This is a genomic window from Marinomonas sp. UCMA 3892 (genome assembly GCF_012726345.1).
In the GTDB taxonomy this organism is placed as follows: domain Bacteria; phylum Pseudomonadota; class Gammaproteobacteria; order Pseudomonadales; family Marinomonadaceae; genus Marinomonas.
Genome location: NZ_PTXN01000006.1, coordinates 34,504 through 56,786 on the forward strand (window position 1 = coordinate 34,504; position 22,283 = coordinate 56,786).

At 44.5% G+C, this 22,283-nt stretch carries 20 protein-coding genes; 12 read left to right on the top strand and 8 right to left on the bottom strand.

Annotated features, from left to right (window positions below; all coding sequences use genetic code 11):
• Nucleotides 1-23: 23 nt before the first annotated feature.
• From B6N13_RS09505 to B6N13_RS09515, 3 genes are all read left to right on the top strand, one after another.
• On the top strand, nt 24-1,271 hold the full coding sequence (locus B6N13_RS09505; protein ID WP_012071499.1) for a malonyl-CoA decarboxylase: 1,248 nt from the start codon (nt 24-26) through the stop codon (nt 1,269-1,271).
• A gap of 2 nt (nt 1,272-1,273) precedes the next feature.
• The gene (locus B6N13_RS09510) at nt 1,274-2,788 is read left to right on the top strand and encodes a malonyl-CoA synthase (RefSeq protein ID WP_169459207.1); all 1,515 of its coding nucleotides are present in this window, start codon (nt 1,274-1,276) and stop codon (nt 2,786-2,788) included.
• Between the two features lie 312 nt (nt 2,789-3,100).
• Nucleotides 3,101-4,249 (top strand): N(5)-(carboxyethyl)ornithine synthase, encoded by a 1,149-nt coding sequence (locus B6N13_RS09515; protein ID WP_169459208.1) that lies wholly within the window; start codon nt 3,101-3,103, stop codon nt 4,247-4,249.
• Between the two features lie 100 nt (nt 4,250-4,349).
• Here the strand turns inward: B6N13_RS09515 and B6N13_RS09520 are convergent, their stop codons facing one another.
• Genes B6N13_RS09520 through B6N13_RS09540 form a run of 5 tightly spaced genes read right to left on the bottom strand, consistent with a single transcriptional unit; the run spans nt 4,350 to nt 8,676 of the window.
• On the bottom strand, nt 4,350-4,985 hold the full coding sequence (locus tag B6N13_RS09520; RefSeq protein WP_012071496.1) for a tetratricopeptide repeat protein: 636 nt from the start codon (nt 4,983-4,985) through the stop codon (nt 4,350-4,352).
• On the bottom strand, nt 4,982-5,821 hold the full coding sequence (locus tag B6N13_RS09525; protein WP_169459209.1) for an SDR family oxidoreductase: 840 nt from the start codon (nt 5,819-5,821) through the stop codon (nt 4,982-4,984). The genes B6N13_RS09520 and B6N13_RS09525 overlap by 4 nt, the downstream gene beginning before the upstream one ends.
• A gap of 7 nt (nt 5,822-5,828) precedes the next feature.
• Nucleotides 5,829-6,500 (bottom strand): iron-containing redox enzyme family protein, encoded by a 672-nt coding sequence (locus tag B6N13_RS09530; RefSeq protein WP_012071494.1) that lies wholly within the window; start codon nt 6,498-6,500, stop codon nt 5,829-5,831.
• A complete protein-coding gene (locus B6N13_RS09535; protein ID WP_169459210.1) occupies nt 6,497-7,993 on the bottom strand; it encodes an AMP-binding protein in 1,497 nt (498 codons plus the stop codon). The genes B6N13_RS09530 and B6N13_RS09535 overlap by 4 nt, the downstream gene beginning before the upstream one ends.
• Nucleotides 7,993-8,676: a thermostable hemolysin gene (locus B6N13_RS09540; RefSeq protein WP_169459211.1), complete on the bottom strand. Its 684-nt coding sequence runs from the start codon at nt 8,674-8,676 to the stop codon at nt 7,993-7,995. The genes B6N13_RS09535 and B6N13_RS09540 overlap by 1 nt, the downstream gene beginning before the upstream one ends.
• Before the next feature lie 426 nt (nt 8,677-9,102).
• Here B6N13_RS09540 and B6N13_RS09545 point away from each other — a divergent pair, with 426 nt between their 5' ends.
• Together B6N13_RS09545 and B6N13_RS09550 are read left to right on the top strand one after the other, a co-directional pair.
• A complete protein-coding gene (locus tag B6N13_RS09545) occupies nt 9,103-10,590 on the top strand; it encodes an amidase family protein (RefSeq protein ID WP_169459212.1) in 1,488 nt (495 codons plus the stop codon).
• Nucleotides 10,591-10,619: 29 nt separating this feature from the next.
• On the top strand, nt 10,620-11,957 hold the full coding sequence (locus B6N13_RS09550) for a D-serine ammonia-lyase (RefSeq protein WP_169459213.1): 1,338 nt from the start codon (nt 10,620-10,622) through the stop codon (nt 11,955-11,957).
• A 99-nt stretch (nt 11,958-12,056) separates the two neighbouring features.
• On the opposite strand, the gene B6N13_RS09555 is transcribed toward B6N13_RS09550, so the two are convergent.
• Nucleotides 12,057-12,977, bottom strand: a complete 921-nt coding sequence (locus B6N13_RS09555) for a LysR family transcriptional regulator (protein WP_012071489.1) — start codon at nt 12,975-12,977, stop codon at nt 12,057-12,059.
• Between the two features lie 207 nt (nt 12,978-13,184).
• On the opposite strand from B6N13_RS09555, the gene B6N13_RS09560 reads away from it, so the two are divergent.
• The 7 genes from B6N13_RS09560 (at nt 13,185) to B6N13_RS09590 (ending at nt 21,270) form a co-directional block, all read left to right on the top strand.
• Complete coding sequence (locus tag B6N13_RS09560) at nt 13,185-14,759, top strand: ABC transporter substrate-binding protein (RefSeq protein WP_169459214.1); 1,575 nt, start codon at nt 13,185-13,187, stop codon at nt 14,757-14,759.
• A gap of 115 nt (nt 14,760-14,874) precedes the next feature.
• Entirely contained in the window at nt 14,875-15,792 is a 918-nt protein-coding gene (locus B6N13_RS09565; protein WP_169459215.1) for an ABC transporter permease, read from the top strand.
• Between the two features lie 10 nt (nt 15,793-15,802).
• Complete coding sequence (locus B6N13_RS09570; RefSeq protein WP_169459216.1) at nt 15,803-16,720, top strand: ABC transporter permease; 918 nt, start codon at nt 15,803-15,805, stop codon at nt 16,718-16,720.
• Between the two features lie 16 nt (nt 16,721-16,736).
• Nucleotides 16,737-17,735: an ABC transporter ATP-binding protein gene (locus B6N13_RS09575; protein ID WP_169459217.1), complete on the top strand. Its 999-nt coding sequence runs from the start codon at nt 16,737-16,739 to the stop codon at nt 17,733-17,735.
• Nucleotides 17,735-18,568 carry an ATP-binding cassette domain-containing protein gene (locus B6N13_RS09580; protein ID WP_012071484.1) on the top strand — a complete coding sequence of 278 codons (834 nt, stop codon included), beginning with the start codon at nt 17,735-17,737 and terminating at the stop codon, nt 18,566-18,568. Before B6N13_RS09575 ends, B6N13_RS09580 begins: the two co-directional genes overlap by 1 nt.
• A 58-nt stretch (nt 18,569-18,626) precedes the next feature.
• Nucleotides 18,627-20,042 carry a M20 family metallopeptidase gene (locus tag B6N13_RS09585; protein ID WP_169459218.1) on the top strand — a complete coding sequence of 472 codons (1,416 nt, stop codon included), beginning with the start codon at nt 18,627-18,629 and terminating at the stop codon, nt 20,040-20,042.
• A gap of 10 nt (nt 20,043-20,052) precedes the next feature.
• On the top strand, nt 20,053-21,270 hold the full coding sequence (locus tag B6N13_RS09590; protein WP_211172828.1) for a M20 family metallopeptidase: 1,218 nt from the start codon (nt 20,053-20,055) through the stop codon (nt 21,268-21,270).
• 202 nt (nt 21,271-21,472) lie between these two features.
• Here the strand turns inward: B6N13_RS09590 and B6N13_RS09595 are convergent, their stop codons facing one another.
• Complete coding sequence (locus tag B6N13_RS09595; RefSeq protein WP_012071481.1) at nt 21,473-21,880, bottom strand: hypothetical protein; 408 nt, start codon at nt 21,878-21,880, stop codon at nt 21,473-21,475.
• A 9-nt stretch (nt 21,881-21,889) separates the two neighbouring features.
• Nucleotides 21,890-22,282 carry a hypothetical protein gene (locus tag B6N13_RS09600; RefSeq protein ID WP_012071480.1) on the bottom strand — a complete coding sequence of 131 codons (393 nt, stop codon included), beginning with the start codon at nt 22,280-22,282 and terminating at the stop codon, nt 21,890-21,892.
• Between the last annotated feature and the right edge of the window lies 1 nt (nt 22,283).

Genomic DNA, 22,283 nt, shown 5'->3' on the forward strand with positions numbered 1-22,283 from the left:
TAAAAATAACGAGAGCTAATAATATGAACTTTTTTACAGAACTGTTTTCTTCTGTTTTTGATCGCCGTTATCGCAAAGCACGATCGAATGAAGAGGATAATCGAACAGTAAAAGCCATGTGTCAGGATTTACTTACTCGTCATGGTGAAGTATCTGGAGGCGCATTAGCGAGAAATATTCTCGATCGTTATGATCAAATGTCCAGCGATGAAAAGCGTGAATTATTTGAATTTATGACTCACGGTTTAGAAGTGGTTACTGATGAAGTGATTACCGCTTTGACAGAATATCAAAAGCAACCAAGCAAGCAGACTTATAAGGCCTTTGCCTCGGCTTGTGAGCCAAAACGACAAGAACTTATTCGTCGCTTTAACCAAGTTCCTGGCGCTACGCCAAAATTGGTGAAAATGCGTGAAGACTTATTAAAAGCCACTAAAGAAGATGCCTCATTAGGGATTTTAGACGTTGATTTTAACCATCTATTCACTTCCTGGTTTAATCGTGGCTTTTTGGTGCTACGTCCAATTAATTGGGACAGTCCTGCCAGTATTTTGGAAAAAATCATAGCTTATGAAGCGGTGCACGCCATTGATAGCTGGGATGATTTACGCCAACGACTAAAGCCTTCAGATCGTCGTTGTTATGGCTTTTTTCATCCTTCTATGGCGGACGACCCATTAATTTTTGTTGAGGTCGCATTAACCAAAGGTACTCCGAGCTCCATACAATCTTTGTTGACGACCGACCGAGAGATAATTGAAGCAGACGAAGCTGACACCGCAGTTTTCTATTCTATTTCTAACTGCCAGCCTGGGTTAGCGGGGATATCGTTTGGTAATTTCCTCATCAAACAAGTTGCTGCCAACCTTGCTAGAGACCTCGACAATCTAAATACCTTTGTGACTCTGTCTCCTATTCCAGGTTTGGCTAAGTGGGCTAATAGCGCTGGAATGGGGGCTTTAGGGCAGGGTAAAGACCAAGCTTTAGCTGCTTATTATCTGCTGAATGCTAAGCGTCCTGATGGTAAACCTTTAGATCCTGTTACGCGTTTTCATCTCGGTAATGGCGCGATGATTCAAGCTGTGCATGCCGATGCAGACGTTTCGTCAAACGGCTTGAAACAGTCAAACGGAGCCATGGTAAATTATTTATACGACTTAGCTCAGGTTTCCAAAAATCACGAACAGTTCGTCACGGAACAAAAAGTAGTGGCATCGGATGCGGTACATGCGTTGAGTGCTTCTATCGCAACTAGAAAAAAAGGAGAATAATAATGACAAACCCACTATACGATCGCTTATTTGGTAAGCATAAAGGCAAAGCATCGGTTTTTTTACAACAGCCTGATGGCTCTACTATGACTCATAATGAGTTTCTTGAATTGGCCTCGCAATATGCCCATGCATTGGTTCAGTTAGGTTTGCAGCCTGATGATTGTCTAGCGGTACAAATTGCTAAGTCTCCTCAAGCCTTAGCCGTGTATGCAGCCTGTGCACAAGTAGGTGTTGTTTTCTTGCCATTGAATACGGCTTACACCGCGGATGAAGTATCTTACTTTGTCGAAGACAGTCGAGCAAAAGTGCTACTTTGTGACGAGAAACAAGCCGCCGCACTGCAACCTGTGGCCGACGCTTGTGGCGCTATATTAAAAACGCTAAACGAAGATGGTTCCGGCGAGTTTTCTGTATTAGCTCAAGCTATGCCAACGGCGTTTGATACTGTACCTCGTGAAGAGGATGATTTAGCTTCTTTCCTCTATACCTCAGGTACGACTGGGCGTTCAAAAGGGGCGATGTTGACTCATGGTAACTTGTTATCCAACTCTCAAGCACTTGCCGATGAATGGCGTTTTACTGAGCAAGATGTTCTGCTCCACGCACTTCCTATTTTCCATACTCATGGTTTGTTTGTTGCGACAAACGTGTCATTGACTGCGGGTAGCAAAATCATTTTCTTGCCAAAGTTTGATCTTGATATCATGTTGGATTTGATGCCTCAGGCGACCGTTATGATGGGGGTTCCAACTTTTTACACACGTTTATTGAGTGATCCTCGTTTTACCAAAGAACTTGCGCAGCCTATGCGTTTGTTTATTTCTGGTAGCGCGCCTTTGTTAGCCGATACTCATGTTGAGTTTGAAGAACGAACTGGGCATCGCATTTTGGAACGTTATGGCATGACGGAAACCAATATGAATACCTCTAATCCTTATGACGGGGAGCGTCGTGCAGGTACTGTTGGTCTTCCTCTACCGGGAACCGAGGTGAAAATTACTGATATGGATACTGGCGAAACGTTACCTCAGGGTGAAATTGGCCAGATTGAGGTACGTGGACCTAATGTCTTTAAAGGCTATTGGCAAATGCCAGAAAAAACAGCTGAAGAGCTGCGTGAAGATGGTTTCTTTATTACTGGAGACCTAGGGCTTATCGATCAAGATGGCTATGTTCATATCGTTGGACGCAATAAAGACCTCATTATCTCTGGCGGCTACAATATTTATCCAAAAGAGTTGGAGTTATTGCTCGACGAAGAAGAAGGTGTATTAGAGAGTGCCGTGATTGGTGTGCCACATGCAGATTTTGGTGAAACGGTTGTTGCCGTTTTAATTGCAAAACCAGGTGTGACGCTAGATTTAGAGTCGATAGAGAAAAATATTGCTCAGACTTTGGCGCGTTTTAAGCAACCGAAGAAGTTTGTTGTTATCGATGAGCTGCCAAGAAATACGATGGGCAAAGTACAGAAAAATCTATTGCGAGATCAGTTCGGGCATCTATTCGCAGCATAAAGAAAATCTCCCTTGGTGGCACATTGTGCCACCTTTTTTATTGGTAATGTCAGGTTAAGCCAGTTATTGATGGGCTTTGGTGTTACCATGGCCTGTCTTCGCACTGATCCACACCCCGTAATGGACGCCTACTTTTGCAAGATTGGATGTCCCTCTCAGACCACTTCGTATCTTTTATACATCAGCAGTATTAATAATAATTCTAACGACATTTAACAGATCTAAACCAGTTTATTGGCGTGGTTGATCACGCGTTTGTGAACTCAAACAAGTTTATATTTTTATTAAATTCTTTATTAAAAAGGAAACAGTATGAGTCAACTAACTTTTGGCGTGATCGGTACATCTAGAAAAACAGATGAGCGACGTTATCCTATCCATCCGGAGCATTTAGCTCGCATTCCTGAATATCTTCGTCATCGCTTAATTTTTGAAGAAGGCTACGGTGCAGCGTTTAATATTTCTGACGACGAGATTGCAGCACAAACCGGCGGCATTGCCACACGCCATGAAATACTTGCCGATATTGGTGCTGTAATTATAGCCAAACCGGTATTGGCCGATTTAGAAGAATTACGCGAAGGCGGCATTTTGTGGGGTTATGTTCATTGCGTGCAACAACGGGAGATTACCCAAGCGGCACTAAATCGCAAGCTCACCTTGATTGCTTTCGAAGACATGTTTGTCTGGTCTCCAACGGGACAAGTTGGTCGTCATACCTTTTATAAAAACAACGAAATGGCCGGTTATTGTGCGGTGATTCATGCCTTGCAGTTAAAAGGCATCGACGGACATTATGGCAACCAGCGTAAAGTGGTTATTTTTAGCTTTGGAGCAGTAAGTCGCGGTGCGATTTATGCGCTTAAAGCCCACGGATTTCGTGATATCACCATTTGTATTCAGCGACCAGACCATGAAGTACGTGAAGAAGTACTTGATTGTCATTATGTAAAAGTACGCGAAGGAGAAAAAGGTGAAGCGCGCATGGTGGTGGTTGAACACGACGGCACGATTCGTCCTTTGACTGAGCTGATTGGTGAAACGGATATTATCGTGAATGGTACTTTCCAAGAAACAGATCATCCGACCAATTTTATTATCGAATCCGAAGCGGCATCGTTGAAACCAAATTGTTTAATCATTGATGTCAGCTGTGACGAAGGCATGGGCTTTTTCTTTGCCAAGCCGACTAGCTTCCAAGAGCCGATGTTTCAGTACAACACTATCGATTATTATGCTGTCGATCATACGCCAAGCTACTTATGGGAAAGCGCCACGCGCTCGATTTCTGCCGCCTTGATTGTCTACTTAGAAAACGTCTTAGAAGGCCGCGAGCATTGGCAGCAAAACGAAACTATTCGCCGAGCGATAAACATCGATGAAGGCGTGATTAAAAATCCGCTGATTTTATCCTTTCAACATCGGGAAATTACACCTCCTTATGCCGCGCTAACGGCGTAAATAGAACAAGGCAAAAAAACAAACAGCCAATATTCCGGTGTGAGATGGAAGCTTGGCTGTGATGGCTTTCTGTCATTTTATTGGTAAACAGGAGTGTCCTTTATAGCTTCTGATTTACCTTTTCCATCAAGGCATCCACTTCTTTGTGGCGGCCAATATCTGCGATAGGACGAGTTGGTCTAGGAGCGGCTTTTTGGGCTTTTTCTAGGTGTTGTTTCGCGCCTTCATAGTCACCATCGTCGTATAAAAACTCTGCAAGGAAGTAGTTACTGTCGATGCTAGTCGGGTTAAGTTTGTAAGACTGCACCAGTAATTCTTTGGCCTTTTTGTCGCTACCAAAGCCAATCGGCCAACCTGGCACTTTATGATAAAGCACGCCTAAGCTTGTCATAGCGGAACCCGATAAAGCACTAGGGTTAATCGTAATAGCGTCTTCGAATGACTTTTTCGCCGCTTTCGCTAAAGATAACGCACCTAATCCGCCTTTTGCACCCGCAGTGCTCGATTGAATAATACCAAGCCAAATCAGATCGTCTGGATTGTTCGGTTCTGCATTAACCAGTTCCTGCGCTTTGATCGCAAGGTCGTTAAACGCTGCTTCTTTGGCATCGTCTTCCATTTGATAGTTAATTTGCGCCCAACGCTGTTGAATCTCTAACAAACTAGAGGTGCCAGCGGCCCAAGTAGAGGAAACTAAGCCGAGAGTGAGTAGGCTAGCAGTAATAAATGATTTCATGATAATACCTCTTGTGCGGTTTGCTCGACGTCTTTTTCACGACGTAGAAAGCGTTTAATAATGGGAAGTTTTTTAAACAGAGCTTTGTCCACAATATGTGGAAAAGCACCGTTGATTTTGACAAAGAGCTTTTCAGGAAAACCGACAAACAGTCTGGCGTGACCTTTTTCAAGTTGTTGAATAAGGGCGTTAGCAACGCTCTCTGGTGAATCTACGCTATTGCCCAGGGCTTTGTTCATCGCCATTGCTTGATCGCTGTTAATGCTGGTGGCGGTTGCTCGTGGCGCAAAGTAACTAACATGGACATTCGTATCTGCTAATTCACGGTACAAGGCTTCAGTAAAACCTCGTAGACCAAATTTGCTGGCGCAGTAAATCGATTGTCCAGCGAAACCTATGCTGCCAAACGCTGAGCCAACATTGATCACGTATGACGGTGCTGGTTGCTGTTGATCGGCTTTTTGCAACAAAGGCAGTAATTCTTGAATAAGTAGAATTGGTGCTAATAAGTTGATTTCTAAGGTGTCTACAATGACGGTTTCTTCTGTCTCTTCCAGTAAAGAGAACTGCCCAACGCCTGCGTTATTAATCAACATACTGATTGCGTTCAATTCAGCCATGCGGCAGATTTTTTCACGGCCTTGTATTGTGGTGATGTCTGCCACGAGTATCTTATGTTCGCCAGTCAAAGAGTCGTTAAGTTGTTGCAAGCGAGATTCACTTCGACCTTGCAGTATCAAGCTTACCCCTTTGTTGGCTAAGGCTTTCGCGATGGCTTGGCCTATACCGCCCGTCGCGCCAGTTAATAAACAGGTTTGTTGTTGCCATTGCATCATGCTTCTCCTATGCCGCGTCGGCTTGAGCTGCTGTATTGTCTAGCTCGCGGAAAATATTGGCGTAAAGTTTGAAAAACATTTTTGCACTGTGAATGATCTGATCTTGTTCGTTTTTGTCAGTGATTTTATTCATCAGGTTTTCAAAGAAGACGATGTGTTCTTGATCCAATGAGCCATGTGAACGCAAGTAGCTAAAGGCATTCGCAGGTAAGTCGAGTTTGTTTTTGATTTGTTCTGCAGCGTTATCAGCTAAGGCAATGCTGGTGCCTTCAAGCACGAAAACCATGCCGAAAAAACGCAATGGATTGATACGATTTACTGCGTCGTAGGCGTACGCTACCATTAATTCTGTTGCCGCTGCTGGCAGGCTTCTGCGTACGGTTTCTTTGTCCGCACCACAGGCTGCGATGTCGTTTAGGATCCATTCTTGATGGCCCATTTCTTCTTCAATGTATTCGCCAACAGCTTCCCGTAGCCATTCTTTTTCTTCCGGTAAACGACTACCTACCGCCATCAATAATGGCACTGTGTGTTTGACGTGGTGATAAGCCTGGGTCAAAAAATCGATGTAGTTTTCTAAGGTGATTTGGCCATGGAAACAGCGTTGGATAATAGGTGATGTCACCAAATACTGTCTTTCAGCTAGGGTTTCTTGTTGTAGGCGTTGATAAAGTGTCATAGTGATTCTCCAAATGCGGTGTTTAATTGTGAAAAAGTGTCTTGGTATAAGGGTTCAATTTGGCCGGCAAAGTGCGCCAGAATTTTGTCGCGAATCGGTTTTCCTGTAGCGGTGACCATGCCCGGAATGCTCATCAATGGCTGCGCTAGTGGAAGCCAAGTGCCAATGCGGGCGTAATCTGGTAGTTGCTGATTGACCATTGAAATCACTTGTTGGATCTGGTCTTCAGTGATGTGCGCTGCAGCAGGGCTGAGTAATGCGCCGCAATAAGGTTTTGCTTCACCAAACACTAATGCTTCGCGGAAATAACCCGTCGCCATGAGCTCGGCTTCTACCCATTCTGGTGACAAGTTGCGACCAAAAGAATTAATAATGATGTTCTTCTGGCGACCATTAATATTCAGAAAAGCGTTTGTTAAGCTGACTAAGTCTCCAGTACGAACTTCTTGTGGATAAAAGCTTTCTGGTTGATTTAGGTAACCAAGGAAAAGGTTGCCAGTGATTACCAATTCTCCTTGCTCAATATGTAATTGATTATGGGGCAACACGGCTCCGGCAGAGGCTTGGTCTTCTTGCGCAGGTGTATTTAATGACACCACAGACGCGCATTCAGACAGGCCGTAACCTTGATAAACAGGGAGACCAAGAGCGTGTGCTTTTTGCACCAACCCTGCAGCGACTTTTCCGCCGCCGACAGCGATAAATTTTAAGGACTGTGGAGGCTTCCAACCTTGCTGACAGGCGCCGACAAACAGCGAAAGCAGCTCTGGTACTAAAATCAAACTGGTTGGTTGTTGTTGGCTGATCAGTGCTAGTAATTGTTGCGGTTGAGCCAAACGGCTGCCACTAAAACCACGTTCTTCTTGGCTTGCCAAAACAATGGTGCCGCCAACTAAAAGAGGCGCATAAATCCCCGCGATATTTTCTAACAAAGTCGCCAACGGCAATAAACACAAATGACGAACGTCTTGAAGTGCTACTGCTTCAGCAAGAGAGTGAGCGACATTTAATTGTGCTTCGTTACTCAAACAAACGCCTTTCGGGCTGCCTGTAGTGCCAGATGTAAAGGTGATTTTATTTGTCCCTGTTGGAATCACCGGCTCGTTTTTTACTGCTAAACGAGAGATGAAAACACCATCAAATGGGCTATCCGTCGCATCATTGTTAGCTGGGCTGTTCCTATCACTGGGGCTATTTTTGTCTTGTGTTAGCATCAATTCGATGCCGCTTTCATTAAGCAAGTGAGCCGTTTGTTGAGGGCTGAAAAAGCTCGGTACTGGCACACAACAAAGCTCTGCGTCTTGGCATGCTAGGTCAAACAACACCCATTCAATGGTGTTATCCATGGCGATAGCAACGCGAGAGACTTGTTGCTCTATCAGCCAGTTTTTACGAGCTGTCACGGCATCGGCTAGCGCTTGATAGGTTAACTGTTTGTCTTGTTGTACCAGGGCGATTTTATTTGCCCATTCTGGTGAAGAGAAATACCACATTATGCGTTCCTTAGCTGCTGCAATAGGTGTTGGAAATTTGCTTGAACAAGATCCATTAAGGCTTCTAATTCAGGTTGCTGCAGTGCTAGTGCGACTGCTTTTTTTACGTCCAAAAACATGACTTTGGGGTTGTTGTCGTAATAACTGCCCCATTGAGTGCCGTCATTTTTTAGCAAATTAGGGTTTGCATCGGCTAAAAAGGTGAGTGGCAGTTTTAGTTTTCCCAGTAGCTGGCGCACCTTATCTGTACCGGCAAAAACCAAATAATTCACCTCAGAAAGGTATAGACCCATCACTACCGTCATTAATAAGGGCAAGGTAAAGCGCTGGTTTTGACTATAGAGATTACCCAACTCTGCAACACAGGTGCGCTTGGTCCAGATGCCGTGTTTTTCTAGGCTCTCGGTGATTGAAACTGGCAAATATTGTTCGACAAATAATGGCTGAGTGCCGCGACGAACGCCCATCACTGCTCTTAAACCCTGTGCTTTAATACCAAACAGAATCGGCATGAAAGTGTTCACATCCGCTTGGTATTTTTTCGCAAAACCGTCTTTGACAAAAGTTTCTAAATCCCGTCGAGCGTAACCGTCTGCATTAGCAGCAACAAACTCATAGGGCATGGTTGGGGTGGCGACAATGGTTCGCTCTTTGTTGGTCTGTAATGAATCTGAATGCTGCATAGTGAAAAACACCTCAATTTGTATAGCTTCAGATTAGAGACTTAGAATTAAGAAAAACTTACGTCGAAAAAGTATTTTATTAATAATAAAAAAAAAGTGTTTTGCGTGATTATTAATAAATAAATCTTTAAATATCAGATTCTTATATTATATTTTTGATTTTTTCGAAGAGCCTTGGAGCCTTAAGAAAAGTACTTTCCTTAAGGATGCTTAATAAAGCACATGGAAAATTAAGTGGTTGGAGTTAGCTAGGTTTAGACGCATGGGCAAGAAGTTATCGGGAGTGTTTTATTGTTTTAAATAGGTCACTTGCTTTGCCTAAAATGCATGGATACCTTCGAATTATTTCGCTTTTTCGATGCCTTTTTGAGGCTTAACATCGTTTTAATTTAATTACGATGTGAATAACTCACTAAGAAGGTATGGATGGAAGCTTGTGATCTAAATGCAGCCGAAGCGCGTCGATTGATGGCGCAAAAGTCATTGTCTGTTATGGAGTTGGCGCAAAGCTGTATTACGCGAATGAATGCAGTGAATCATGCGGTGAATGCAATTGTTGCTTGTGATCCAGATGATCTAATGGCACAAGCTAAGCGAGCTCAAAAAGCCATTGATAAAGGCGAGCCGTTGGGCGTGTTGCATGGTTTACCATTAAGCGTGAAAGATATGGTTGATCTAACGGGATTCCCAACGACATTCGGCAGTACTATTTATAAAGATAATATGGCTACATCTGATGACCCAATGGTCGCGCAGTTACGCCAAGCAGGCGCTTTGCCGCTTGGTAAAGCCAATAATCCGGAATGGAGTGCGGGTGGCAATACACGCAATGCTGTTTATGGTGCGACGGCGAACCCGTTTGATGTGACTCGTTCGGCGGCCGGATCTTCTGGCGGCTCGGCGGTGGCGTTGGCTTGCGGCATGACCCCATTAGCAACCGGATCGGATACAGGCGGCAGCTTGCGTAATCCAGCGGCCTTTTGTGGCGTGGTTGGCTTTCGTCCTTCTCCGGGTGTGGTGCCGGGACATAGTCGGCCTATCGGTTTAATTCCTCTACCAACCAATGGACCGATGGCGCGTTCTGTTGAAGATGTTGGCTTGATGTTATCACAGATGATTCGTCCTGATCGTCGTGATCCTTGGGTCTCTGTGGTGGAGGGCGTTGGGCAACACAATGCCGATGCTTATCATCACTTACCGGACTTTGATCTGAGTAGCGCTAAAGTGGCTTTTACCAACGACTTTGGCTTTGCTATGACAGAAAATCTGATCAAAGAATCCTTTCAAGAAAAAATCGACAAGTTTGGTTCTGTATTCGCTCAATGTGACAATGCGCATCCTAATTGCGACAACGCCGATCATATTTTTGCTGTGTTAAGAGCGCTTAACTTTTCTGGTCACCATCGCGATTTGTCCCACAAATACCCAGATCAAATGGGGCCAAATATTTTGATGAATATTGAAGAAGGCGAGTCATACAGCGCATTGGATGTAGTGAGTGCGCTAAACAAACAAACCATGATGTATCGAGCGTGGCAGATATTTTTCGAAGAATACGACTTTATCCTTGCGCCAACCACGACCATTAGCCCACGTGATTGGCATGAACTTTACCCAGAGCAGATTGATGGCAAGCCGACACAAAGCTATTATCACTGGCTTTCTATGGCGTATGCTTCGACCTTAACAGGTCATCCGTCCGTGACTCTGCCAGTGGGCCGAGACAAAAACAACATGCCGTTTGGTTTGCAAATTATTGGTCGACGAGGCGACGATTTATCCACCTTGGCGTTTGCCAAATCGTTAGAAGCCTTGTTGGAAAAAACACCTGATCTCGCGCGCCCAAGAGTCGATATCGCCATGTTGTCTCGTTTGCCAGCGTTGAAAAATACAGACGGTTTTATGGGGTTCTAATTTATCGAAATCTTTCATGGAGTATTTAAGTGACTGACTATATTTCTCGTCCTGTTGTGCAGTCGCTCATTGCGTTGCAGGAAATTACTTGGTTTAACCCCAAAAAAATGCGGTTTGATGAAGTGCAATCTAAGCTGTCTCTGCAAATGTCAGACATGCTCGATGCCTCTGATCGACTCACGCGCTTTGCACCTTATCTTGCCAAAGTCTTTCCAGAAACGGCGGTTACTAACGGCATCATCGAATCTGAGTTAAAGGCCATTCCTGCTATGCAGCTTGCCTTGTCTGATTCGCTGAATCTGGAAATTCCCGGGCGTTTATTGATGAAGTGTGACAATCAATTACCGATTGCTGGCTCTATTAAAGCTCGTGGTGGCATATATGAAGTTTTGTTGCATGCAGAGCGCTTGGTATTGTCGAATGGCGTGTTAAAAACCAGTGATGACTATCGAAATTTCGATTCAGAGCGTTTTCGAGAGCTGTTTTCAAAGCATCAAATTGTGGTCGGTTCAACTGGAAACCTTGGTTTAAGCATTGGCATTATAAGCGCCAAATTGGGCTTTGATGTCACGGTTCACATGTCGTCTGATGCCCGTGAATGGAAAAAAGCCTTGCTAAAAAGTAAAGGCGTCAATGTCGTTGAACATACTGCTGATTATGGAGTGGCAGTGGAACAAGGTCGACAGGAAGCCATGCAAAAGGATACGGCGTATTTTATCGATGATGAAGATTCCAAGTCATTGTTTTTAGGCTACAGCGTAGCGGCATTACGCTTGCAAAAACAGCTGGTCGAGCAGGGTATTGTCGTCGATAAAGATCATCCCTTGTTTGTCTACTTGCCTTGTGGTGTCGGCGGCGCGCCAGGAGGTATCACCTTTGGCCTGAAACAGGTGTTTGGTGATCATGTGCATTGTTTTTTTGCCGAACCTACGCATTCTCCTTGCATGGTGTTAGGAATGGAAACAGCTTTGCATAACGGCATTTCGGTACAAGAACTGGGTATCGATAACCAAACCTGTGCCGATGGTTTAGCCGTTGGCCGACCTTCAGCTTTTGTTGGCCCAATGATGGATTCATTGCTCAGCGGTGTTTATACCGTCTCTGATGACAATATGTATCGTCATTTAGCCATGCTGGTGGATGCTGAAGGTATTCCCGTAGAACCGTCTGGCGCAGCTGGTGCAAGCGGTGTGCTGCGAATTCTAATCGAAGGACATGATTACCTAACTGCTCACCAACTGGACGATAAAATGTCTCAAGCGACTCACATCATCTGGGCAACGGGTGGTGATATGGTGCCGGAAGAAGAAAGAAAAGCCTATTATGAGAAAGGTAAGGCTCTCTTGGAAAAGGATAGGGGTTTCTAGAAAAAAGCACAGCATTATTGTTTTGATGAATTGAGCCAAAGATCGTCTTCGGCTCTTTTTTTATATCTTAAAAATTGAAAGTAGTGCTGAGTCTATGTCTTAGATGCTTTTTTCATTCTGCATTTTTTCGATCATGTAATCCAAAAATACTCTTGCTGCAGCGGGCAAGGTTCGGCCTGATAGGGTTTGAACTTCAATGTTTCGGATGTCCATCCCTCTATCTCGAATCGGGATAGCGACCAATTCGCTGCTGGATAGTTGATGACGTATGGAAATTTCCCCCGCAAGATGAACACCGCCGTCATAGGTCGTAAAGCGGTTTAAGGTTGCCATATTGTTGGATACTAAAACGGGATCGAACAGCAAATTTAAACGGCTACAGCAGATATCAAATAGCTGTCTGACTGTGGTGCTTTCTTCTGGTAGAGCTATTGGGTATGGCTGTAATTGGGCTAAGGAGATGCTTTTTTTGTTAGCTAATGGGTGATTTGGATTTACTACAGCGAGGATAGGAGAAGGTTGTCTATAGGCGACTTGAATGTCTTTGGCTGGAGATAAACTTAATGTTACTCCTATGTCGGCATCGCCATGGCTAACGCGTCGTGATACTTCACCTGGAGAGCTGACATTGATCTGAAAATGAATACCGTCATGCTGTTTTCGAAAACTGGCAATGCTACGAGGCAAAAACTCCATCGCAAAACCTTCCGAACAAGAAATTTTCACATGGCCTCGATTAAGACCTTCCAAAGCCGCAATTTCCGATACAATCCTGTCCGATTCTAGTGCGTTTTTACGAGCGTAAACTGCTAGCATTTCACCTGCTGCACTCAATTCCATTCCTCGTGGGCGGCGCTCAAATAAGGTTGTATTGAGAATATCTTCTAGATTATTTATCTGCCTGCTTATCGCGCTTGCTGCTACATTTAAGTGCAAAGAAGCTTCGCTTATCGATCCATATCTTGCGACCTCTAAAAAATAGCGTAACGCGGTATCTTGTAATCTTAATGCGGCTTCCATCGTGTTTTTCCTGCATTTTAACGAATATTGGCGATTTTTATTAGATTTTATCTTTTTTATCATTTCGCCATAGTCATGCTTTTTTGGCAATGATTCTTTGCATTTTTTTTAATTGTGGCAATGGTGTTTTTTGCATAATGTGAATAAAAAAATGAAAGTTGCAATGCATGAATATCATATTAAAAAAAATGTAAAAGGAACGAAACGATGAAAAAATTCAGTCATAACCATTTTACTCGACGTCATGTATTAGACCGCGCTCCACGTCGAACGCTGGTCAGTGCCCTTATAGCTTGCTCTTTGGTTAGTGTGTCAGCGCCAGCACTGGCCAATAAAGCGAATGATACTTTGGTGTATGCCGTGGGACTTGAGCCGGAAAACGTCAGTCCTTATCACAACAATGTGAGGGAAGGTATTATCCTGTCTCATCTTGCTTGGGATACGTTGATTCATCGAGACATGGAAACTGGCGAATATCAGCCTTTGTTAGCGACCAGCTGGAAATGGGAAGATCCAACGCATTTGCTTTTTACTTTACGTAAGGGCGTCACTTTCCAAAATGGCGATGCTTTCAGTGCGGCGGATGTGGCTTTTACTTTTAATTATGTTACGTCTCCTGAATCTAAAATCGTTACCCGTCAAAACGTCGATTGGATTGACCATGCTGAGCAAGTAGATGAATACACTGTACGTTTGGTGCTAAAGAAACCTTTCCCCGCGGCATTGGAATACTTGTCTGGCCCAACGCCTATTTATCCTGAAAAATATTTTAAGTCGGTTGGTATTGAAGGCTATGCCAAAGCACCTATTGGTACAGGCCCTTATAAAATCACTGAAGTACTAAGTGGTGAAGGCGCGAACCTAGAACGCTATGAAGGCTACTTTGAAGGTGGTCCGATTAAAAAACCTGCCATCGGAAAAATTCAATTCAAAGTTATTCCTGATCCCGATGCTCGTCTTGCTCAGCTGATGACCGGCGGTGTGGATTGGACATGGCGTGTACCGTCCGATCAGGCGGATGAAATGAAAATGATGCCAAATTTGGAAGTAATTAGTTCCGAAACTATGCGAGTTGGCTATTTGGCTATGGATACCAGCAGCGAAGCTCTAAAAGATTCGCCATTCCACAATAAGCTAGTTCGTGAGGCAGTGAACCACGCGATTAATCGTGATGCGCTAGCGAATGAATTAGTTCGTGGCGGCAGTCGTGCCATTTATACGCCGTGTTTCCCTTCCCAGTTTGGTTGTGATGTGTCCGCAGCGAAAAAATTCGACTATAACCCAACCAAAGCGAAAGCCTTGCTTGCAGAAGCTGGTTACCCAAATGGTTTCAAAACTGATTTTTATGCTTACCGAGATATGGATTTAGCTGAGGCTGTTCTAGGTAACCTTCGAGCTGTTGGTATCACTGCTAAAATGCACATGTTGACCTATGCAGCATTGCGCAAAGAGCAGCGTTCAGGAAACGTTCCATTGGCTTTCCAAACATGGGGTTCTTATTCTGTGAACGATGCTTCCGCCATGACCAGCGTTTATTTTAATGGTGGCGCGGATGACATGAACCATGACAAAGAGGTGATAGCTTTAGTCAATGCAGCGGATACCAACGTTGACCCTGAAATTCGTAAAAAGAATTACAGTGAAGCGATTAAGAAAATTACTGAAGAGGCTTATTGGGCGCCAATGTTTTCTTATTCAAGTAATTACGCCTTCAGTAAAGAGTTGAACTTCACACCTTACCCTGATGAATTACCGCGCTTTGTAGAATCAAGCTGGAAGTAATTAGTAAGACGCTTACTACTTTGTGGTAAGCGTCGCTAGTTTGAACCCTTGCTCCTGTGTCTAGTGATTAAAGGTACAAAGGTTCAAAGTCACAAAGGTGTTTGTGAGGTTTTTTATGTTGGTATTTATATTTCGTCGATTACTGGTGGCGTTGAGTGTGGCAATCACTGTGTCTATCGTGAGCTTTATGTTGCTGCATTTGTCTGGTGATTTGGCTATTTCGATTGCTGGACCTGAGTCTACCGCTGAACAGGTGGAGCAAATCAGAATCGATTTTGGTTTGGATAAACCGATGGTTTATCAATACTTTGACTGGCTATGGTCAGCTGTTCAATTGGATTTTGGTCGCTCTTATTATTTTCAAGATACCGTAATGTCACTGATTAGTGATCGTTTACCGATAACGCTAACACTAGGTGGTTTGGCGTTAGGATTAGCAACGGTAATTGCCATCCCTCTTGGTGTGATTGCTGCTATTAAGCAAGATACTTGGATCGATCGCTTGGCGTTGACCATTGCGGTTATTGGTCAAGCTATGCCGAGTTTTTGGTTTGGTTTAACTCTGATTGTGGTGTTTGCGGTGAACTTGCATTGGTTACCTGCTGGCGGTAATGAGACATGGCAGCACTTTGTTTTACCTGCTATTGCTTTGGGCTATTACGCCATGCCAGCCATGATGCGCTTAACGCGTACCGGCATGCTGGAAGTATTGAATTCTGACTACATTCGTACCGCTCGTTCTAAAGGTTTGAATGAATCTTCTGTCATCTTTAAACATGCTTTGCGCAATGCGGTAATTCCTGTTGTGGCCTTGGCGGCGGTCGAATTGGGTTTTATGTTAGGCGGCTCGGTGGTTATCGAATCGGTGTTTTCTTTAAAAGGTTTAGGGCAGCTCGCGTGGGATGCGATCACCCGTAATGACTATCCAGTGGTGCAAGCTGTGGTGTTGATTATTGCGGTGTTTTATATCCTGTTAACTTTTTTAGCTGATGTGATCAACGCCATGCTTGATCCACGTTTGCGTGTTCGCTGAGGTGTCTACTATGTCTGATTCTACTTCTACTGTTTCAACCGCTCCTAGCGCAAATACCTTTTTGCCTGTGGTTCCTGAGTGGCGCCGAATGATGAATCGCTTCTTGGGTCACCGTGGTTTGTTAATGGGCTCAATTATTCTTGGTCTGATTGGGGTGCTGGCGATATTAGCGCCTTGGTTGGCACCTCATGATCCTTATTTACAAAATATTTCTCAGCGCATGATCCCACCTGTTTGGCACGAAAAAGGCTCTTGGGAACATATCTTTGGCACCGATAAATTAGGCCGAGATTACCTAAGTCGCTTGCTTTACGGGGCGCGAATTTCGCTGACGATTGGTTTGTCCGCAGCACTTATTTCTGGGCTGATTGGTACGACTTTGGGTGTTCTGGCTGGCTATTTCGGTGGCCGAGTTGATGCAGTAATCAGCTACATCATTACCACGCGTTTGGCTATGCCGGTTGTTCTTGTGGCTTTAGCTATGTCTGCTTTGGTGGGTGGTTCCTTGCAAATGGTGATCATCTTATTGGGGTTGTTGTTATGGGATAGATTTGCGGTGGTGGCGCGCTCCACGACTCAGCAATTGCGGGATGCTGAATTCATAGCTTCGGCCAAAGTACTAGGTGCTTCAACAACTTACATACTAGTACGGGAATTATTACCTAATATTTTAAGCGCGTTGATTGTTGTTATGACCTTGGAAATGGCGCATGCAATATTGCTAGAAGCGACTTTGTCCTTTTTAGGATTGGGTGTTCAGCCGCCAATGCCATCTTGGGGATTAATGATCTCGGAAGGCAAAGCATACATGTTTTTCAAAACTTGGGTCATTGCGATTCCCGGCATTGCGCTGATGGTGTTGGTATTGGCGATTAATTTAGTGGGTGACGGTTTGCGTGATATGAACGCACCAGAAGGCCGGAATTGAGACCAGAGGAGACATCATGAAACGAATACTCGATGTGAAAAACTTACAAGTCAGTCTGCCAACGCCAAATGGCGATTTGCGAGCTGTGCGTGGTATCGATTTACATGTAAATAAAGGTGAAATGCTCTGTATCGTAGGGGAATCTGGTTGTGGTAAATCCATGACTTCTATGGCGCTGATGGGCTTATTGCCGAAGCGAGCTGAAGTGACCGCCGAGGCAATGCAATTTGACGGTATGGATTTATTATCCTTATCGAAAAAAGAGCGCAATCAAGTGCGCGGCATGCGTATGTCGATGATTTTTCAAGAGCCGATGACCTCTCTTAATCCTTCTTATACGTTAGGTAATCAACTTTGCGAAGGCATTATCAAGCACAAAGGGCTCAGCAAAGACGAAGCCAAAAAACGCGCAGTGTATTTATTGGAACGTGCCGGTGTGCCGTATCCAGAAAAGCGTTTAGATCAGTATCCACATCAATTGTCTGGTGGTTTACGTCAACGAGTGATGATCGCCATGGCGCTGATGTGCGAGCCAGACTTGATCATCGCGGATGAACCAACCACGGCACTAGATGTGACAATTCAAGCACAGATATTACGTTTGATTCGTGAACTTCAGCAAGAATTTGGCACCGCCGTTATTTTTATCACTCATGACCTTGGTGTGGTCGCACGCATTGCCGATCGTGTGGCGGTGATGTACGCCGGACAAGTAGTAGAAACGGCTTCTGCGCAAGACTTGTTTTCTGATCCACAGCATCCTTATACCAAAGGGTTGCTCAACTGCATTCCTGTTCCTGGTAAAACCTTACCTGGTAGTCATTTGGAGTCTATTCCAGGTGTGGTGCCAAGCCTGATTGGCGAATTAAAGGGCTGTGCTTTTGAAAACCGTTGTAGTGCCTCTATTGGAGAGTGTTGTTACCGTTCGCCTAGCTTGGAAAATCACCTAGGTTCAGAAAATCATCAAGTACGTTGTTCTATTGCTACAGCGTCGTCATGTCGGGAGGCGGTGTAATGTCAGAATATGCTTTGGAGTTATCAAATTTGTCGCGCCATTTTTATCTCAAAAATGGCGCTTTCAAAGAACCTACATTACTGAAAGCGGTAGACGGCATTTCGTTACGTATTCGTCCCGGCGAAACTTTAGGTTTGGTTGGCGAATCAGGCTGCGGGAAAAGTACCTTGGCGAAAATGATTCTAGGTTTATTAGAGCCTACTAATGGCGACGTATTGATTAATGATAAGGCGAGAGGATCAAGTTCTCGTTTATTGATGTCTCGTCAGCTTCAACCGATTTTTCAAGATCCTTATTCCTCTTTGAATCCACGTAAAACTATTGAGCAAATTATTCGTTTGCCATTGCAGCTACATAAAATTGGCGATGCTAAAAGCCAGCAAAAAGCCGTGAAAGACATCAGCGATTTGGTGGGGTTGCCTGAGCGGTTATTAAAAAATTATCCGGGGCAATTGTCAGGTGGTCAGCGTCAACGTGTTGCTATTGCTCGAGCCTTGATTTTAAAACCTAGCATTTTGGTGTGCGATGAGCCGACTTCGGCGCTAGATGTGTCCGTTCAGGCACAAATTCTTAACTTATTGATGGATCTGAAAAAAGAGCTAGGACTGACGTACTTATTTATCAGTCATAACCTTGGTGTGGTTGAGCATTTGGTGGATCGAGTGGCTGTGATGTATCGCGGGAAAATTGTCGAGCAGGGCACCCGAGAACAAATCTTTCAAAATGCACAACATCCTTATACACAAGCTTTGTTGTCTTCCGTTTTAACACCAGAGCCCGCTCTAGGTTTGCCTGAAGTGTTGGACTCTAGTGCATGGGATAAGGCTTCGTAATTTTTTTAATTTTTAAGGGCCACTTTAGGCTGCTTTTTATTTTACTTAAGGAGATAACATGAGTCGTCAATCCACCATTCAAGGTGCGGAGTCTTATTTTGATTCCGGTGCCTTTTTCACGGCCTTAGAGCAACGTGTTAGCGTACACAGTGAAAGCCAGAACCACGATGCCTTTGATCAATTACATGCTTATTTGCAAGACATTATTATGCCCGAACTTGCTGCATTGGGCTTTCAATCACGTATTGTTGCCAATCCAGTTACCGAAGCAACACAGCCTGGCTCTTGGCCATTTCTGATTGCCGAACGAATCGAAGATCCAACCCAACTGACGTTGCTGACTTATGGTCATGGCGACGTTGTGCGCGGCTATGACGATCAATGGAAAGCTGGATTATCGCCATGGAAAGTAGTGGTAGATGGCGACCGTTGGTATGGACGTGGAACGGCGGATAATAAAGGCCAGCACACTATCAATTTTGCTGCGTTGAAGCAGGTTATTGATGCGAAAGAAGGTAAACTAGGCTTTAACGTTAAAGTGATTTTAGAAATGGGTGAAGAAGCCGGCTCACCTGGATTGGCTGAGCTTTGTGAACTGCATAAAGAGGAACTAGCGGCAGATTTGTTTATTGCGTCCGATGGTCCAAGATTAAGTGCTGAGCACCCGACAATTTTCCTCGGTTCTCGAGGAGGATTTAGTTTTGATTTAAAAGTGCTGTTGCGTGATGGTGCTCATCATTCAGGCAATTGGGGGGGCTTATTGAGCAACGCTGGTACACGCTTGGCCCATGCTTGGGCTTCCATGGTGGATGCCAAAGGTAAGATTCTTGTCAAAGGCTTGTTGCCTGCGCGCTTGCCTGAATCGGTTCGTGCTGCTTTAAAAGACATTCCTGTGGGCGAAGGCGCAAATAGCCCAGCCATTGATCTGAATTGGGGTGAACCAGATTTAACCCCTGCCGAGCGTGTGTTCGCGTGGAACACTTTGGAAATGTTGGCGTGCAAAACAGGTAATCCAGATATGCCTGTAAATGCTATTCCCGGTTACGCTAGCGCTCATTGTCAGCTGCGTTTTGTGGTAGAAAGCGACAGCCAAAACTTTTTAAAACATATTCGTGACCATCTTGATCATCATGGTTTTAGCGATGTTGAAGTTACTGATAGTGGTCATATCATGGAGGCTACGCGTCTTGATCCTGAAGATCCTTGGGTGGATTGGGCGTTGGGTTCACTTGCTCAAACTACTGGTAAGAAACCTGTGTTACTACCTAATTTAGGTGGTTCGCTGCCAAACGACGTGTTTGCCAATATTCTTAATTTACCTACCGTTTGGGTGCCGCATTCGTACCCAGCATGCAGTCAACATGCGCCAAATGAACACGTTCTAGCGCCAGTGTGTCGTGAAGCCTTACAGATAATGACGGGACTTTTTTGGGATTTATCCGAACAAGGCTCATCAATTCAGGCCAAACGTTAAGGAGAGCATAATGACATTATCGACAGCAAAAAAGGTAAGCAATAGTGCACTTGCACCTTATGCGGATTTACTCTGTGACTGGTTGGCGACACAAGAAGACGAGATGATCCAGTGTCTACAGGAATTAGTCGATACCGACTCGAACAGCTATGACAAAGACGGTGTTGATGCGGCAGGAAAGCTGATGGCGTCTTGGTTAGAAGCTGATGGTATCGAATGTCGATGGCATAAGTCTGTTAGCTCTGGCGATGTATTGGAAGCACGTATTGCTTCTGGATTTGATAAAAAAGACGCACAGCCTGCTATTTATCTGATGGGGCATAGGGACACAGTTTTTCCCAAAGGAACGACGGCAACGCGAGGTTTTACTCGTGACGGCATGACGGCGTTTGGGCCTGGCGTAGCTGACATGAAATCTGGCTTGGTATTGAATTGCTTCGTTTTAAGAGGTTTGCAGTATCTGTTGAATAACTCTGATCTCACCGAATTGCCTCATCCCGTTGTTGGCTTGTTCACTGGTGATGAAGAAATTGGCTCGCCAGAAGGTCGACACGTTATTCAGCAAATGGTTAAGGGCGCAAAAGCCGTATTCAATGCAGAACCTGGTCGTATTAGTGGCAATGTTGTGTCGGCCCGAAAAGGCGGTGCGAGCTTTGAAATTTTAGTCAAAGGCAAAGCTGCTCACTCTGGTGTAAATCACGCTGATGGAGCCAGCGCTATTGGTGGCTTGGCTCTGATCATCACTGAGCTGCATGCGTTGACTAATTACGAAACTGGTGTAACGACCAATGTTGGTTTAATTAGCGGTGGTATGTCTTCCAATACTGTGGCTTCAGATGCCACGGCCAAATTGGATTTACGCTATATCACCAAAGACCAAATGGACGAAACTATAGACGCAATTCAGGCTATTGTTGATAGGCCTAGATTGAACGGCGTGACCGCTTCTGTGCGATTGATATCGGCGTTCCATCCTTTTGAATCAAGCATGAGCGATGTCTTATTGGCACACTATCAAAAACAAGCAGAGTCACTGGGGTTTACCGTAGAAGGGGAATTCACTGGTGGTTGTTCGGATGCTGGTTTTACTTCGTCAATGGGCGTTCCGACCTTATGTGGAACAGGACCCGTAGGCGCAAAAATGCATACTGATGGTGAGCTTTGTTTGTTGGATACCTTTGTGCCTCGTACTCAAGCTGTTGCTAAGAGTGTGTTGCTTCTGCCGTAAAAGCTGGAAAAAGCATTTTAGTCATTAAATTATCGAGTGTAGTTTATTTTATCTATAAAAAGGCTTCCACTGGGAAGCCTTTTTAATGCGTTAGTCTTTGGTATTCCATCCATCAAGATATAGAGTTTTTTCAGTGCTGAAATAGGTACATATAGTAACTGTTGTAAGTGAATCAATTAATAAGATTCGTCTTTTGGATTTATCAGCACAAGTTACTTGTCTCGTTGTGGGTCTGTAGTAACCCTTTGGCAATCTCCATAGCTGCATCTTGTGACGATGCAAGAATCAAAGGATAGCCCCAGAACTTGGAAAATACTTCCGCGAATGCTTTAAATCCCAAACGTTTGGCGGCGTTGGGCTCAATTAGAATCATGGCGATAACCAGTTTGCGAAGTTCTGCTTTGTTTTTTTTCATCCAGAGCGAAGTGCGTTTCTTTTCTTCCTTAGAGTGTTCGTGATCGCCTGTCGGAGCCGAGTTGCTTAGCAGGACAAAGGGTTCGCCCCGCTGCAAGTTGGCTTCGAACTCATCGAAATCTTTTTGAGAGTCTTGTCCTGGTTTATGGTCGAGACTTATCCAAACGAATGGAAACTGTGAACTATTCATTGACATAATGTACTCCTATTTTTTCAATGCTCGCCAAGTGGCTACCATGGCACAGACACCAGGCAGCGTGATGAAGAAGAGAGCTGAGAATGTGACATGAGCACCATCTCGCATTCCGTCAACTATGCCTCCTAGTGTGTTTAACGCAACAAGCAGGGTGCCGATAATGAGCGCCAACCATTGAGATTTTGTGGTGCCAATCAGGGTAAGTAGAACTGTTACAATCCAAGTTCCATAGTAGGCGGAAAACATCCACAGCATATTGGTTTCGAACGTGATGTTTGGGCCTTTACCTTGTGCAATCACATAGTCATTGAGGAAGAAAAATAACTGTAGTGTCACAAAGAGGACAGCACCAACGGCGGTTGTTAACCAAAATAATGTGATTCTATTTGCTTCTTTATTCATC